The sequence below is a fragment of the Streptomyces sp. NPDC047981 genome (genome assembly GCF_040653315.1).
Taxonomy (GTDB): Bacteria; Actinomycetota; Actinomycetes; order Streptomycetales; family Streptomycetaceae; genus Streptomyces.
The window spans coordinates 1-15,296 of the sequence record NZ_JBEZNQ010000066.1 but is presented as its reverse complement, the minus strand read 5'-3'; the positions used below and the strand labels follow the sequence as shown (position 1 = coordinate 15,296).

14 protein-coding genes and 1 tRNA gene are annotated in these 15,296 nt (G+C 71.3%); 11 read left to right on the top strand and 4 right to left on the bottom strand.

Annotation, left to right across the window (positions count from 1 at the left end; genetic code table 11):
• Nucleotides 1-27 precede the first annotated feature (27 nt).
• On the bottom strand, nt 28-1,179 hold the full coding sequence (locus AB0E14_RS30030; protein ID WP_362425062.1) for a TOMM precursor leader peptide-binding protein: 1,152 nt from the start codon (nt 1,177-1,179) through the stop codon (nt 28-30).
• A gap of 192 nt (nt 1,180-1,371) precedes the next feature.
• On the opposite strand from AB0E14_RS30030, the gene AB0E14_RS30025 reads away from it, so the two are divergent.
• The 4 genes from AB0E14_RS30025 (at nt 1,372) to AB0E14_RS30010 (ending at nt 5,134) form a co-directional block, all read left to right on the top strand.
• A complete protein-coding gene (locus AB0E14_RS30025) occupies nt 1,372-1,947 on the top strand; it encodes a M48 family metallopeptidase (protein ID WP_362425059.1) in 576 nt (191 codons plus the stop codon).
• A gap of 115 nt (nt 1,948-2,062) precedes the next feature.
• On the top strand, nt 2,063-3,664 hold the full coding sequence (locus tag AB0E14_RS30020; RefSeq protein ID WP_362425056.1) for a TerD family protein: 1,602 nt from the start codon (nt 2,063-2,065) through the stop codon (nt 3,662-3,664).
• Between the two features lie 14 nt (nt 3,665-3,678).
• A complete protein-coding gene (locus AB0E14_RS30015; RefSeq protein WP_362425052.1) occupies nt 3,679-4,359 on the top strand; it encodes an AIM24 family protein in 681 nt (226 codons plus the stop codon).
• 19 nt (nt 4,360-4,378) lie between these two features.
• Nucleotides 4,379-5,134, top strand: a complete 756-nt coding sequence (locus tag AB0E14_RS30010) for an AIM24 family protein (protein ID WP_362425049.1) — start codon at nt 4,379-4,381, stop codon at nt 5,132-5,134.
• Nucleotides 5,135-5,207: 73 nt separating this feature from the next.
• Here AB0E14_RS30010 and AB0E14_RS30005 read toward each other — a convergent pair whose 3' ends face one another.
• Entirely contained in the window at nt 5,208-5,729 is a 522-nt protein-coding gene (locus AB0E14_RS30005) for an NUDIX hydrolase (protein ID WP_362425046.1), read from the bottom strand.
• Nucleotides 5,726-7,174, bottom strand: coding sequence for a zinc-dependent metalloprotease (locus tag AB0E14_RS30000; RefSeq protein ID WP_362425043.1), 1,449 nt, complete (start codon nt 7,172-7,174; stop codon nt 5,726-5,728). The genes AB0E14_RS30005 and AB0E14_RS30000 overlap by 4 nt, the downstream gene beginning before the upstream one ends.
• A 210-nt stretch (nt 7,175-7,384) precedes the next feature.
• Between AB0E14_RS30000 and AB0E14_RS29995 the strand changes: the two genes are divergently transcribed.
• The 4 genes from AB0E14_RS29995 (at nt 7,385) to AB0E14_RS29980 (ending at nt 10,625) form a co-directional block, all read left to right on the top strand.
• Nucleotides 7,385-8,494 carry an SDR family oxidoreductase gene (locus AB0E14_RS29995; protein ID WP_362425040.1) on the top strand — a complete coding sequence of 370 codons (1,110 nt, stop codon included), beginning with the start codon at nt 7,385-7,387 and terminating at the stop codon, nt 8,492-8,494.
• A gap of 105 nt (nt 8,495-8,599) precedes the next feature.
• The gene (locus tag AB0E14_RS29990; RefSeq protein ID WP_362425037.1) at nt 8,600-9,061 is read left to right on the top strand and encodes a molybdenum cofactor biosynthesis protein MoaE; all 462 of its coding nucleotides are present in this window, start codon (nt 8,600-8,602) and stop codon (nt 9,059-9,061) included.
• 145 nt (nt 9,062-9,206) lie between these two features.
• Nucleotides 9,207-9,461, top strand: coding sequence for a hypothetical protein (locus tag AB0E14_RS29985; RefSeq protein ID WP_362425120.1), 255 nt, complete (start codon nt 9,207-9,209; stop codon nt 9,459-9,461).
• A gap of 75 nt (nt 9,462-9,536) precedes the next feature.
• Nucleotides 9,537-10,625, top strand: coding sequence for a PDZ domain-containing protein (locus AB0E14_RS29980; protein ID WP_362425034.1), 1,089 nt, complete (start codon nt 9,537-9,539; stop codon nt 10,623-10,625).
• 128 nt (nt 10,626-10,753) lie between these two features.
• On the opposite strand, the gene AB0E14_RS29975 is transcribed toward AB0E14_RS29980, so the two are convergent.
• Entirely contained in the window at nt 10,754-11,308 is a 555-nt protein-coding gene (locus AB0E14_RS29975; protein ID WP_362425031.1) for a PPA1309 family protein, read from the bottom strand.
• A 134-nt stretch (nt 11,309-11,442) separates the two neighbouring features.
• On the opposite strand from AB0E14_RS29975, the gene AB0E14_RS29970 reads away from it, so the two are divergent.
• The 3 genes from AB0E14_RS29970 to AB0E14_RS29960 all read left to right on the top strand — a co-directional run.
• Entirely contained in the window at nt 11,443-14,451 is a 3,009-nt protein-coding gene (locus AB0E14_RS29970; protein ID WP_362425028.1) for a UPF0182 family protein, read from the top strand.
• A 49-nt stretch (nt 14,452-14,500) separates the two neighbouring features.
• Nucleotides 14,501-14,574: transfer RNA gene (locus AB0E14_RS29965), tRNA-Met, on the top strand.
• A gap of 206 nt (nt 14,575-14,780) precedes the next feature.
• Nucleotides 14,781-15,296: tetratricopeptide repeat protein (locus AB0E14_RS29960; RefSeq protein ID WP_362425025.1), on the top strand; the 516-nt coding region annotated here is incomplete at its 3' end.

The window sequence follows — 15,296 nt, the reverse complement described above, 5'->3', positions numbered from 1 at the left end:
CCCAGACTGCCGTGCCACACAGGACCGTTACCCCGCCATTGTGTCCTGCGGCGTTCCGGCCCCCGAGGCATGCTCCCCCTCTCCGCGGCGTCCGGCGCCGCACGGACACGCCGGGTGCGGCCTCATCCGCTCCACGCGCCACTCCAGCAGCGGCAGCGACACCTCCCAACGGGCTCCCGTGCTCGACGGCAGCTCGCCGTCCAGGAAGGCCAGCACATGGGCCGCGGCAAGCCCGGCGACCGTCGCCGCGAGACCCAGATCACAGGCCGGCACCTGCGCGGGCGGGCCCGAGCGCCACTGCGCGAGCATGCGGGGCCAGGCAGGCTCGCGGTCCGTCCGCTCCTCCTGCGCGCACCGGGCGCAGGCCGTCCCGCCGGGCAGTACCAACGGCCCGACCACTCCCGTGGCCTCCACCACCCCCGCGTACAGGTGCGGGGTGCCCGTCGCGATCCAGCCCTCGGCGGGGACCGGGTCGGGGAGATAGGCGGCGAGGCCGTCCCGGGGCGTCACCACGACGAGGGAGAGTCCCGGCTCCCGGCCGAGCTCACCCGTGACCCGCCGGAGTGGCCGGGGCGGCCGCCCCCCGGGCGCCGAGCGCGCCACGAGACGGTGCGCCGCCGCGGCCCTGCGCTCGCCCACCGCCTCGGCGGGCAGTCCGCCCGGCGCCACCTCCCAGGGCCGGACCGCGCCGGAGTCCAGCACGTCCACCCGGCCCACGCCCGAGGCCGAGAGCAGCGCGGCGACCATCGCGCCGACCCGTCCCGTGCCCCGGACCTGGACCCGTGCCGCCCGCCGCGCGGTCACCCGCCGCAACGCCCCGTCCGGCTCGGGATGGGCCACGGAGAGTGAGGCGAGGTCGGCGCGGAGCGGGTCGAGCGGGTCGTCCGGGGAGGCGGCGGCGCCGGTCATGCCCGGCCTGCCCGCCGAGGCGTCCGCGATCAGCCCCGCCCGGGCGAGCCGCCCGAGCAGCTCCTCCAGCACGCCGTCCCGCAGCCCGAGGGCCCTGGCCTCGGCGCGCAGCAGCTCGACCCCACGGGTGCCGTCGAGGAGCCCGAGCAGGCTGCCCGTGGCCGTGTCGATCGGCCCCACCACGACCGCGTGCGCGGACGTGGCTCCGAACTGCACGCTCCGCAGATCGCGCCAGGCCCTGCGCAGCGCGGGTTTCAGCATCGGATGCATTTCCGCCCCCGTGATCTTGATCGTCGATTCATTCGCCCGAGCGACAGATTGCCCGGGCGTCGAACCGGATGCGGAAAGTTGTCCACAGGGGCGGGGAGCTAATCATTCAAATGGTGCAGGGTGTGACCGGATCGCCGCCGAACCGTCCCGGAGGCAGGACTTCCCCCGCTGACAGCGGGTAACGTCGGGGCCGTGCCCGCCGACCCACAGCGCAGCGTGACCAACAAGCCGCCCCGCGGTTCGGGGACGAGTGCCGTCGAGGTCCGCAGAAGCTCCCGGCGGAGCAGAACCGTCTCCGCCTACCGCGAGGGCGACCGGACCATCGTGCTCATCCCGGCCCGGATGTCCGAGGCGGAGGAACAGCGCTGGGTGACGGTCATGCTGGACAAGCTCGCCGCCCAGGAGAGCAAGCGGCTCCTCGGGGACAGCGAGCTCACCGAACGCGCCGAGCGCCTGTCGGACCAGTATTTCGGCGGCCGGGCACGGCCGGCGTCCGTGCGCTGGGTGACCAACCAGAACACCCGCTGGGGCTCCTGCACCCCCTCCGAGGGCAGCATCCGCCTCTCGCACCGGCTCCAGGGCATGCCCGAGTACGTCGTCGACTACGTCCTCGTCCACGAGCTGGCCCACCTCCTGGTCCCCGGCCACGGACCCCGGTTCTGGCGGCTCCTGGAGGCCTACCCGCGCACCGAGCGTGCCCGGGGCTACCTCGAAGGGGTCGTCGCCGCGGACCGCCTGCCCCACCTCCCCGCCGCGCGCGGAGAGTAGCGGCGGACCCGCGCGGGTCCTGTACCGAATTCGTACCGGCTTGGCTCAATGTCGTTCACAGCCGATAGCCTGACGCGACGCAGCCACATTTCGGGATGGGGGACGGTCGTTACGCATGGCCAGGGAATTCCAACGCGGCCACAAGGCCAAGATCAGTGATCTGACACCGGGCACGGACCTGTACGTGGGCGTACAGATCAGCGCGCCCGGACTGACCTTCGACATCAGCTGTTTCGGTCTCGACGCGAACGAGCAGCTCTCGGACGACCGGTACTTCATCTTCTTCAATCAGCCGAAGTCCCCGGAGGAGTCCATCCAGCTGCTCGGCGCCCAGTCGGGCGACACCGAGTCCTTCCGGGTCACGCTGGACCGGATCCCGGCGAACATCCACAAGCTGTCGTTCACCGCGACCATCGACGGCGCCGGCCAGATGTCGCAGATCGGCCCCGGCTACATCCGGATCGTGGCCGGCGGCGAAGAGGTCGTCCGCTACCCGTTCACGGGCACGGAGTTCTCCACGGAGCGCGCCGTCATGCTCGGCGACTTCTACCTGAAGGACGTCTGGCGGTTCGCGGCGATCGGCCAGGGCTTCGACGGCGGCCTGGACGCGCTGCTGCGGAACTTCGGCGGCGAGGTCGCCGAGGAGCAGCCCGCCGCGCAGCCCGCGCAGGCCGCCCCCGGGTTCGCCCCGCCGGCGCAGGCCGCCGCGCCGCCCGCGTTCGGCGCGCCCGCCGCGCCCCAGGTGCCCCAGCCGGCCCCGCAGTTCGGCGCCCCGCCGGCCGCACCGGCTCCGGCACCGCACGCCCCGGTCCAGCCCATGCACGCGGCGCCCACCATGGCCGCCCCGATGGCCCCGCCCGCCCCGGCGCCGGCGCCCGCGCCGTACGGCCAGCCGCCCCAGGCGCCGCAGTTCGGCCAGGTCCCGGGCCAGGTACCCGGCCAGGTCCCGGGCCAGGCTCCGTACGGGCAGCCCCCGGCCCCGCAGTTCGGTCAGGCCCCCGGCCAGGCCCCGTACGGACAGCCGGCAGGCGTCCCGCAGGGTGTTCCGGCCACGGGCGCCGGGCTCGCCGCCGCGCTCCAGCCGTACAAGGAGACGCCGACGGGCTCCCGTTGGACCCCGCAGAACCAGCAGCTCATGCGGGTCGACCTGCAGATGGGCGGCAACCCCGTCCTCGCCCGCCAGGGCAGCATGGTCATGTACCAGGGCAAGGTCGACTTCAGCCACAAGGGGGCCGGGTTCACCGGCCGCATCGTCGGCAACGCGACCGGCCAGGAGATGCAGCTGATGCGCTGCACCGGCCGCGGCCAGGTCTTCCTCGCCGAGGAAGGCGCCCACCTGCACCCGATCGAGCTCCAGGGCGACGGCATCTGCGTCTCCGCGGAGAACGTGCTCGCCTTCGACGAGTCCCTCCAGTACGAAGTACGGAGGATCGAGGGCCACGGCATCCCCGGCGGCGCCCTGTTCACCATGCAGTTCCAGGGCACCGGCACCGTCGTCGTCAAGACGCACGGCGTCCCCGTCGTCCTGCCCGTCACGCCGACCACCTTCGCCGACTGCAACGCGGTCGTCGCCTGGTCGTCCGCGGCCCAGGTGATCCTCTCCAGCCAGGTCCGGCTCCGCCGCAACGCGTACCCCGGACACAGCGGAGAGACCGTCAACCTCCAGTTCCGGGGCGCTCCCGGCAACTTCATCGTCGTCCAGCCCTACGAGGTCTGAGGGAGCCCGAAGAAATGAACCAGCAACTCGCGGGCTTCGCCCCGACCCCGATGGCGGCCAGGATGGAGAACCACGGCCGCGCGATGCTCAAGGTCGCCATGGCCTCCGGCCAGGACCTCTACGCGCGCACCGGCTCGATGGTCTCCTACGAGGGCTTCGTCACCTACGAGCCCAACCCGCCCGCCGCCCGCCAGGTCGCCCAGCAGTGGATGACCGGCGAGGGCGCGCCCATCATGAAGTGCTCCGGCGACGGACTGCTCTACCTCGCCGACTACGGCGCGGACGTCGTCGTGATCAACCTCCAGAACGACTCGCTCTCGGTCAACGGCACCAACCTGCTCGCCTTCGACGCGCACCTCCAGTGGGGCGTCGAGAAGGTCAAGGGCCTCGCCAAGTTCGCCGGACAGGGCCTGTTCAACGTCGAGATCGCCGGCACCGGCTGGGTCGCCCTGACCTCGCGCGGCACGCCGATCGTCGTCGACTGCGGCCGCGGCGAGGACGAGACGTACGTCGACCCCGACGCGCTCGTCGCCTGGTCGCCGGCGCTCAAGGTCAAGGGCAAGCGCAGCTTCAAGGCCTCCTCCCTGATCGGGCGGGGCAGCGGCGAGGCGTACCAGATGGCCTTCTCCGGCCAGGGCATCGTCGTCGTACAGCCGAGCGAGGACAGCACCGACCGCCTGCGGATCCGGGGCTGAGGGGGAGCGAGAACACACCATGCAGAGCCCGCTTTTCAACTACGCCGAGCAGCAGAGCCAGGATCGGTACGTCATCCAGAACCCGCAGATGCTGCGGGTCTCCCTCACGGGGTCGGACGACGTCCTCGCCCGCAAGGGCGCCATGGTCGCCTACCAGGGACTCCTCGACTTCGACGGGGAGTACAAGACGCCCAGCCAGCGCCGCGCCCAGGCCCGCACCGGTGAGGGCCTTGACCTCATGCGCTGCTCGGGACAGGGCACGGTCTACTTCGCCAACCTCGCCCAGTACATCCACGTCGTGGAGGTCGAGCAGGAGGGGCTGACCGTCGACAGCTCCTACGTCCTGGCGCTCGACTCGACCCTGCACACCGAGGTCATCGCCGTGGACAGCCAGTACGGCGTCTCCGGCACCGGCAAGTACCAGCTCAACATCTCCGGCCGCGGCAAGGTCGCCCTGATGACCTCCGGTCAGCCGCTGATGATGCACGTCACGCCGGACAAGTACGTCAACGTCGACGCGGACGCGATCGTCGCCTGGTCCACCGGGCTGCGGGTGCAGATGCAGTCGCAGACGACGAACTCCAGCGTCCGCCGCCGGCGCGGCAACACCGGCGAGGGCTGGGAGCTCAACTTCCTCGGGCAGGGCTTCGCCCTGGTCCAGCCGAGCGAGGTCATGCCGCCGCAGAACGCCGCCATCGGGCAGGGCCTCGCCGCCCAGTTCGGCGCCGGCCAGCACGGCTCGCACGCCCAGAACCAGAACAACGCCTGGAACTGAGCGGCCGCACGACGGCACAGGTAAGGGGCGGTCGCCCGGGCGACCGCCCCTTACCGCTGTCCGCAGCAGCCGATCACAGCCGCGCGCGGGTGGCCTCCATCAGCCGCACGACGGAGGTGTCGGCCACCGCCGCCACCTCGTCGTACGCGTACCAGCGCAGGTCGAGGGACTCCTCGCTGATCGCCTCCACCGCCCCGGCCGGTGCCAGCGCCGCGTACTGCACGTCCAGGTGCCAGTTGCACGGCGCCGGAATCGGATGGCGGTCGAGCCGCACCGGGCCACCCGGCAGCAGCGTCAGACCGGGGATCCCGGACTCCTCCGTCGCCTCCCGCAGGGCCGCCTCCGTCAGCGTCGCGTCACCCGGCTCGCAGTGACCGCCCATCTGCAGCCACAGGCCCAGCTTCTTGTGCAGCGTCAGGAGCACCCGGCCGCGCTCCGGATCCACCACCAGCGCGCTGGCCGTCAGATGACCGGCCTCGCACGCCTTCCACATGGCGTCCGGGTACGCCGCCAGGTGGTCCAGATAGACCCCGCGCAGCTCCTCCTGGTCCCCGTACTCCTTCAGGACCAGGACCGCGTCGTCGTGCAGGCTCACTTCTCGCCGTCGCTCTCGTCGTCGCCCTCCGGCTTCGGGGTGGTGCCCCCGGCCGCCTCGCCCAGCATCTTGTCGAGCTCCGAGAAGTCCAGCTGCTCCCGGTGGACGAAGCCGTCCGGGTCGTCCAGGTCGGACGCCGTCGGCAGCATGTCCGGGTGCTCCCACAGGTGGTCGCGGCCGTCGACACCCCGCGCGTCCGTGAGCGAGGCCCACAGCCGCGAGGCGTCCCGCAGCCGGCGCGGACGCAGCTCGAGCCCGATCAGCGTGGCGAAGGTCTGCTCGGCGGGACCGCCGCTCGCCCGGCGTCGGCGCAGCGTCTCACGCAGCGCGTCCGCCGAGGTCAGCCGGGACTTCGCGGCCTCGTGCACCACCGCGTCCACCCAGCCCTCGACCAGCGCGAGCGCCGTCTCCAGACGGGCGAGCGCGGCCTTCTGCTCCGGGGTGTCCTCGGGCTGGAACATGCCCTGCTGGAGCGCCTCCTGCAGCTGCTCCGGGTGCGTCGGGTCCAGCTGGCCGACGGCCTCCTCCAGCTTCGAGGTGTCGACCTTGATCCCGCGCGCGTATCCCTCGACCGCGCCGAACAGGTGCGAGCGCAGCCACGGGACGTGGGCGAAGAGCCGCTGGTGGGCGGCCTCCCGCAGGGCCAGGTAGAGCCGCACCTCGTCCTTGGGGACGCCGAGGTCCTTGCCGAAGCTCTCGATGTTCAGCGGCAGCAGCGCCGCCTTGCCGGCCGGACCCAGCGGCAGACCGACGTCCGTGGAACCGACGACCTCACCCGCGAGCGCGCCGATGGCCTGCCCGATCTGCTGGCCGAACATGGCGCCGCCCATCGACCGCATCATGCCGATCAGCGGGCCCGCCATGGCCTGCATCTCCTCGGGCAGCACATCGCCCATGGCCGTGCCGACCCGCTCGGCGACCGGGTCGACCAGCTGCTGCCAGGCAGGCTGCGTCGCCTCGACCCACTCCGCGCGGCTCCACGCCACGGCCGTGCTCGCGCCGGAGGGCAGCGAGGTCACGCCGTCCAGCCACAGGTCCGCCAGCCGCACGGCCTCCTCGACGGCGGCCTTCTCCGCCGGACCCACACTGGCGTCCTTGACGCCGTCGGGCGTGCCCTGCGCGACCACCTGGCGGGCGATCTGCTTGGCCATGTCCCAGTTCACCGGGCCGCCCTCGTACGAGAGCATCTGGCCGAGCTGCTGGAAGGCCGCGCCCAGGTCGTTGGGGTTCAGCGAGCCGAACATCGCGGCGAAGGGATTGTCCGCGCCGCCCGGTCCGCCCATGCCCGGCAGACCGCCGAAGCCGAACGGATTGGCCCCGAACGGGTTGCCGCCGCCCTGGCCACCGGACCCCTGGCCACCTCCGGCGGGGTCCTTCTTCTTGCCCTCGTCGCCGTTGTCCGGCTCCTCCGGCGGAAGGCCGAATCCGAATGGGGTGTCACTCACAGGTTTCCTCGGCTCGTAGGGCCGCCGGCTTCCTGCCGACGGCGGCTTTCCTGGCGCGGCTCGATGCCCGACTCCACACCACCAGCGTAGACATCCGGGCCGGATCTGGGCTCGGTGCTCCGCCGGGCCGTGGCCTGCGGCAGGATGGACGCCACCTGGTACGTACGCGTCATTCGGGTACGTACTGAAGACAACCGCTGGAGACGCCCGGTGAGTTCCCCAGATCCTCAGGTTCGCGCACCGCGAAACATGTCAACCCGGTCCGCCGGGCGCGGCCCCGTGGTCGCGGTCACCGGCGCCGCCTCCGGGGTCGGTGACCTGCTGACCAGGCGCCTCGCCGCGTCCGAGGAGATCAAGCAGGTCATCGCCATCGACGAGCGCCGCGGCGAGGTCTCCGAGGCGCAGTGGCACATCCTCGACGTCCGCGACCCGGCCATCGCCGAGAAGCTGCGCGGCGCCGACGTGGTCGTGCACCTCGCGCTCGACCTCGACCTGGAGTCGGACGCCGCCGCCCGAACGGCCTACAACGTGCGCGGCGCGCAGACCGTCCTGACCGCCGCCGCGGCGGCCGGCGTGCACCGGGTGGTGCTCTGCACCTCCGCGATGGTCTACGGCGCGCTGCCCGACAACGACATCCCGCTCTCCGAGGACGCCGAGCTGCGGGCGACCGCCGAGGCCACCGGCGTCGGCGACATGCTGGAGATCGAGCGGCTCGGCCGCCGCGCGCCCCGCGCCCACCCCGGTCTCCAGGTCACCGTCGTCCGGCCGGCCGTCCTGGTCGGCGGCACGGACACGGCCCTGACCCGCTACTTCGAGTCGCCCCGGCTGCTCGTGGTGGCCGGGTCCCGCCCCACCTGGCAGTTCTGCCACGTCGACGACCTGGTCAGTGCCCTGGAGTACGCGGCCCTGGAGAAGGTCGAGGGGGAGTTCGCGGTCGGCTGCGAGGGCTGGCTGGAGCAGGAGGAGGTCGAGGAGCTCTCCGGGATCCGGCGCATGGAGCTGCCCTCCGCCGTCGCCCTCGGCGCCGCGGCCCGGCTCCACCGGATCGGGCTCACGCCCTCCCCGGCCGGGGACCTCGCGTACACGATGCACCCCTGGGTGGTCAGCGTCGGACGGCTGCACGACGCGGGCTGGCGGCCCAAGTGGACCAACGAGGAGGTGCTCGCCGCGCTCCTGGAGGAGGTCGAGGGCCGGCACACGGTGGCGGGCCGCAGGCTCGGCCGCAAGGACGCCACGGCGGCCGGCGCGGCCGGCGCGACGGTGGCGCTGCTCGGCACGGCGGCGCTGGTCCGCCAGATGCGGAAGCGGCGCGGGATGTAGCGCAGAGCCACTGGGCCGGACTGTAGGACCCTCCTACGGAGGGGTGGGTCCACCGGTCGAAAACGCTATTCCACGATGTCCGTCCGGTGCGGCACCATGGGCTCCATGGCACGCACCCACGACCACCCCGGCGAGCAGACGGCGGCCGACCCGATCAAGCTGCTCGCGATCCGCGACACCCCGCTCTCGCTCGACGAGGTCTTCCGGGCCGTCGGCGACGACGCGGCCGGCGGCACGACGCTCTTCGTGGGCACGGTGCGCAACCACGACGGCGGGGCGGACGTCGACGAGCTGGGGTACTCCTGCCACCCCTCCGCCCTCGACGAGCTGCGCAAGGTCGCCGAGAAGGTCGTCGCCGACCATCCGGTCCGCGCCCTGGCCGCCGTCCACCGCGTGGGCGACCTCCAGGTCGGCGACATCGCGGTCGTCGTGGCCGTCTCCTGCCCCCACCGGGGCGAGGCCTTCGCGGCCAGCCGCAAGCTCATCGACGACCTCAAGCACCAGGTCCCCATCTGGAAGCACCAGCGGTTCTCCGACGGCACCGAGGAGTGGGTCGGCGCCTGTTAGCAAGGCGCCGCGCCGACGCGTTGTAGTCGAACGCCCGATTTGCGTAACCGGCCCCCTGGCAGCAGCGTTGATGCTGCAGATCGTTACTCTGCTGATCGACCGGTTCCGGTCGGTTGCGGTCGCTCATTGGGGATGGGAGGTCGGGATGGCAGCGCTCGCGTGGTTGCTGATTCCGCTTTTCGCAGTCGTCGGCGCGGCGATATGGGGAAGCTGGGCCCAGAGGAGCAAGACCATCGGAGACGTGGCCGAGCTCGCCGGCTACGCACGGTTCAGGGACGCCATGGAGCGCTCCCACGCCGGCATCGACGGTGCCGCCCGCGAGCTGACCCCCGAGATCGAGATGGCCCCGGCCGCGGCCGCGCCCCCGTCCGCCGTACGCAGTAGCCACGTCTCCGGCTGAGCCCCGCTCGCCGGCCCGCCTCGTACGGACCCGCCCCACGGGTGCACTCACAGGCCGGTCCCGTACTGTCGTTCCATGCCACGCCGCACCGCGACGATGCTCGCCTCCACTCTGGTCCTGATCACCCTGCTCTGTGTGGGCGTCCTGGTCCCGGTCCCGTACGCGGAGATGAGCCCCGGTCCGACGGTCAACACCCTCGGGGAGGCCCGCGGCGAGCCGGTGCTCCAGATCTCCGGTCACAAGACGTACCCCACCGACGGGCACCTCAACATGACGACCGTCCGCGTCACCAGCGCGGACTACCGGATGAACGCGGTCGAGGCGGTCTACGGCTGGCTCGCCCACGACAACGTGGTCGTCCCCAAGGAGACCCTCTACCCGGACGGGAAGACGGAGGAGGAGTCGAGCCAGGAGAACGCCGAGGAGTTCAGCCAGTCCCAGGAGAGCGCCAAGGTCGCCGCCCTCGGAGAGCTGGGCATCCCGGTGACCACGCGGGTCGTCGTCGCCTCCGTGGTCAAGGACAGCCCCGCCCAGGGCGCCCTGCACGCCGGGGACGTGATCAAGGCCGTGGACGGTGTCCCGGTCAAGGAGCCCGGCGACGTCGCCAAGCAGGTCACCACGCACAAGCCCGGCGAGAAGGTCGAGTTCACGATCGTCCCCACCAAGGAGGCGGCCGCGGCCGAGAAGGCCGGCAAGGAGCCCACCGCCACCCAGAAGGTCACCGTCACGACCGTGAAGTCGCCGGAGGGCGACCGGGCGATCGTCGGCATCCAGGCGGGCACCGACCACGTCTTCCCGTTCACGATCGACATCAAGCTCGCGGACGTCGGCGGACCCAGCGCCGGTCTGATGTTCGCGCTCGGCATCGTCGACAAGCTGACCCCGGAGAGCCTCACCGACGGCAAGTTCATCGCCGGTACCGGAACCATCGACGACAAGGGCAAGGTCGGCCCGATCGGCGGCATCCAGATGAAGCTCGTCGGCGCCCGCAACGCCGGCGCCGAGTACTTCCTCACCCCGGCCGACAACTGCGAGACCGCCGCCTCCGACATCCCCGACGGCCTCACCCTCGTCAAGGTGGACACCATCGACGACGCGACGAAGTCGCTGGAGAAGATCCGCAAGGGCGACACGAAGAACCTGCCCAGCTGCTCGAAGAGCTGAGAAGGCCGACGAGAAGGCCTGACGGGCAGGCCCGACGAGAAGGCCTGACGAGAAGGCCGTACGAGAAGGCGACGAGAGGGGCGCCCCGGTCCGGTGACCGGGGCGCCCCTCTCACGTCCGCACGCGGCTCAGGACTCGAAGGTCGCCGCCAGGGCCTCCGCGAGGCCCGGGACCAGGTCGGCCCCCGTGAGGACCTCGTTCGGCGAGTCCTTCGCGCGCAGCCGGATCGCCGCCTCCCGAGCGCCGTTGCGGAGCACGGCCACCGTCATCCGGACCTCCTGGCGGTCGGGGTGCCTGGCCACCCACTTCGCCAGGGCGGCCTCGTTCAGGCCCTCGGGCACGGAGGCCTCGGCCGACGGCGGGAGCATCAGCCGCTCCACGGTCAGCGCGCAGCCGGCCACCGCGTCGGGCCAGGCGATGGTGCCGAGGAAGTCGTCGAGGGGCTTCCCCTTCGGCAGTTCGTCCTGCTCGATGGGGGTGTAGGCGGCCGCCTCCGCGCCTTCGAGGCCGAGCTGGGAGGCGAGCCCCGGCTCCTGGGCGCGCAGTCGGGCGGTGTCGACCAGTGCGAAGAGCCGGGCCGGACGGTCCCAGCCGAGACCGGAGGCGTACTCGTCGATCTCGAGCACCGCGCGGGTGAGGGGGCTGGCGGCCATGGGGGTGCCGGAGGGGGAAACGTTGGACATGGACAACATCCTGCCTCCTCCGCCCCCGAAGACGGGAACTAGGTAAAGCCTCAGTAAGTTGCATCAGTGGGCTCTACGATCGCGGGGCCTGCTTATCGACGCATCAACCCGAGGGGCGCACGTTGGCTTTCCAGATGCCGGACCGCGGAGGCGGCGGAGGTCCGTCCGGGCCAAGGATCAGAGTCGGCCGGCCGTCCCGGCGCGCCCGCACGCTGCTCATGACCCTGGGCGTGCTCGCCGTCCTGGCCATGGTCTTCGTCATGTTCGCCGGGTTCTGGACCGACTGGCTCTGGTACCGCTCGGTCCAGTACTCGTCCGTGTTCACCACCACGCTGTGGACCAAGATCGGCCTCTTCGCCGTCTTCGGTCTGCTGATGGCGCTCGCCGTCGGGCTGAACATCTGGCTCGCGCACCGGCTGCGGCCGCCGCTGAGCGCGATGTCGCTGGAGCAGCAGAGCCTCGACCGGTACCGGATGGGCCTCGCGCCGTACAAGAAGTGGGTGCTCCTCGCGATCACCGCCCTGGTGGGCCTGATCGCGGGCGCCTCGGCCTCCGGCCAGTGGCGTACCTGGCTCATGTGGGTCAACGGCGTGTCGTTCGGCCAGAAGGACCCGCAGTTCGGGCTCGACGTGGCGTTCTACGCCTTCGACCTGCCCTGGTACCGCTTCCTGCTGGCCTTCGGCTTCGCCGCCACGATCCTGTCGCTGATCGCCGCCGCCCTCACGCACTACCTGTACGGCGGGCTGCGCGTCACGAGCCCCGGCGCCCGCGCCACCGCCGCGGCGACCGGGCACCTCTCGGTGCTCCTCGGTGTCTTCGTCTCCCTGAAGGCCGTCGCGTACTGGCTCGACCGGTACGGCCTCGCCGTGAAGTCCAGCGACTTCAAGGCGGCCGGGAACTGGACGGGCCTGCGGTACGTCGACGCCAACGCCTATCTGCCGGCGAAGACGATCCTCTTCTGCATCGCCGCGATCTGCGCCGTGCTCTTCTTCGCGACGCTCTGGCGCCGCACCTGGCAGCTGCCGGTGATCGGCTTCGGCCTGATGGTCCTCTCGGCGATCCTGATCGGCGGCCTGTACCCGGCCATCGTGCAGAAGTTCCAGGTGCAGCCGAACGAGCAGGCCAAGGAAGCGCCGTACATCCAGAAGAACATCGACGCGACCCGCAAGGCGTACGCCATCGACTCGACCAAGCCGGAGAACTACTCCGGCAAGTCGACGACGAAGAACAAGGACACGCTGCGCGCCGACGCGGACACGGCGGCGAAGTACCGCCTGCTCGACCCGAACATCGTGTCGCCGACGTTCCAGCAGCTGGAGCAGAAGCGGAAGTACTACCAGTTCCCGACGACCCTCGACGTCGACCGCTACCAGGGCCAGGACACCGTCGTCGGCCTGCGTGAGCTGAACATCAAGGGCATCCCGAAGCGGAACTGGATCAACGACCACTTCACGTACACGCACGGCTACGGCGCGATCATGGCCACGGGTACGCAGACGGACGCCAACGGCTCGCCCATCTTCACCGAGGCCGGACTGCCGACCACGGGCCAGCTCGGCCCGTACGAGCAGCGGATCTACTACGGCGAGAAGACCGACCAGTACTCGATCGTCGGCGGCCCGCAGAAGGAGCTCGACTACGAGGACAACGGCGAGAAGACCACCAGCTACAAGGGCGACAGCGGGGTCAACCTCTCCAACACCTTCAACCGCGCCGCGTACGCGGTGGCGTTCAGCGAGCCGCAGATCCTCTACTCGGGGGCCATCGGCGAGGGCTCGCGGATCCTCTACAACCGCACGCCCAAGGAGCGCGTCGAGGCGGTCGCACCCTGGCTGACCATCGACGGCGACGCCTACCCGGCGGTCGTCGACGGCCGGATCCAGTGGATCGTCGACGCGTACACGACCACCAACGGGTACCCGTACGCCTCGCGCACCACGCTGGGGGAGACCACGGCCGACGCGCTGACGGTCGGCAACCAGCAGCGCGCGGTGGTCGCCCAGCAGAACCAGGTCAACTACATCCGCAACTCGGTGAAGGCCACCGTCGACGCCTACGACGGCACGGTGAAGCTCTACGAGTGGGACACCAAGGACCCGGTCCTCAAGACCTGGATGAAGGCGTTCCCGGACACCGTGGAGCCGCGCGAGGCGATCAAGGACAGCCTCATGCAGCACCTGCGGTACCCGCAGGACATGTTCAAGGTCCAGCGTGAGCTGCTGACCCGGTACCACGTCACCAACCCGGCGCAGTTCTACAGTGGTTCGGACGCCTGGCAGGTGCCGGACGACCCGACCAACAAGGACGGCAACGCGGTTCCGCCGTACTACCTGAGCCTGAAGATGCCCGGGGACAGCCAGCAGCGCTTCTCGCTGACGACGACGTTCACCCCGAACGGGCGGCCCAACCTGGGCGGCTTCATGGCGGTCGACGCCGACGCCAAGAGCAAGGACTACGGGCGGATAGAGCTGCTGCGCGTGACCTCCGACGTCCCCGGTCCCGCGCAGGTGCAGAGCAAGCTCAACGGCCTCCCGGACGTTGCCCAGTTCGTCCGGGACATGAAGGGCGCGGACTCCGACATCCAGTACGGAAACCTGCTCACGGTCCCGCTCGACGGCGGCTTCCTCTACGTCGAGCCGGTCTACGCCCAGGGTCGCAACGCGCTCTACCCGCTGCTGAAGAAGGTCGCCGTCTCGTACGTCGACGCGGACCAGCCGGAAGGTGACACGACCAAGGACACCACCGTGTTCAAGGACAACCTCACCGACGCGCTGAACGCCGTCTTCGGGGTGGAGGGCACCACGCCTCCGCAGCCGGAGCAGCCGGGCACCAAGCCGCCGACGACGCCGACGACGAACGACGCCGCGCTGAAGCAGGCCATCGCCGACGCCCAGAAGGCGATGGACGACGGTGAGGCGGCGCTGCAGAAGGGTGACTGGGCCGCCTACGGCAAGGCCCAGGAAGCCCTGCAGGAGGCGCTCCAGAAGGCGGCGGAGGCCGGCGCGAAGCTCACGCCGTCCGACCAGAAGCCGGGCGACCAGAAGCCGGGCGGTGACGCGCCGAAGCCCGGGGCGACGCCGTCCACGAGCCCGCCGAGCGCGAACCCGTCGACCAGCCCGTCGACGAGCCCCCCGAGCGGCTGACCCGTCCGTTCGGGCCCCACTCCGCGTCGTGATACCTTTAAGGAACCGACGCGGGGTGGAGCAGCTCGGTAGCTCGCTGGGCTCATAACCCAGAGGTCGCAGGTTCAAATCCTGTCCCCGCTACTGCGAACAAGGGCCCGGATCCTTCAGGATCCGGGCCCTTGTCGTTGTGTCACGGGGTCGCGCGACGCCCCGAAGAGCGGTGGAGAGGGGGTGAGTTGGGGCCAGACGTGTTTGACTTGTCTCTCTGTGGGCATGTCGACAAAACGCTGAAGTGACCTCACTGGCTGCGGTATACCAGGTGTACGCGCGTTGCGGGTGGTGCGACGATGGTTTTTATGGGGGACAGGGCAACTCTGTTGGAGACAGGGCGGTTTGTGCAGCGGCATGCCCGACGGGCCGCGGACGACATCATCGAGGCCGCGGAGGCCGTCGATGCGGCCGTCGACACCACCACCGCCGAGAGCGAGACGGAGACCGAGACCGAGGCACGTCACCGGCGCGCCGCCGAGAACGGCGACGCCGCTTCGATGAGCGTGCTCGGCGCGCTGCTGCTGCGCCGCGGTGACCTCGACGGCGCCGAGCCCTACCTGCGTGGCGCCACCGCCGAGGGCGACCGCGCCGCCGCCAACAACCTGGGCGTCCTGCTGCACCAGCGGGGATATGCGGAGGAGGCCGCCGGCTGGTGGCGGGTGGCCGCCGTCGCGGGCTCCGCGCCCGCCGCCCACGCGCTCGGCCGCCACCACCGCGAGCGCGGCGACGAGCCCGCCGCCGAGTACTGGCTGCGCCAGTCCGCGGAGCAGGGCCACGCCCTCGGCGCGTACGCCCTCGCCGACCTCCTGGAG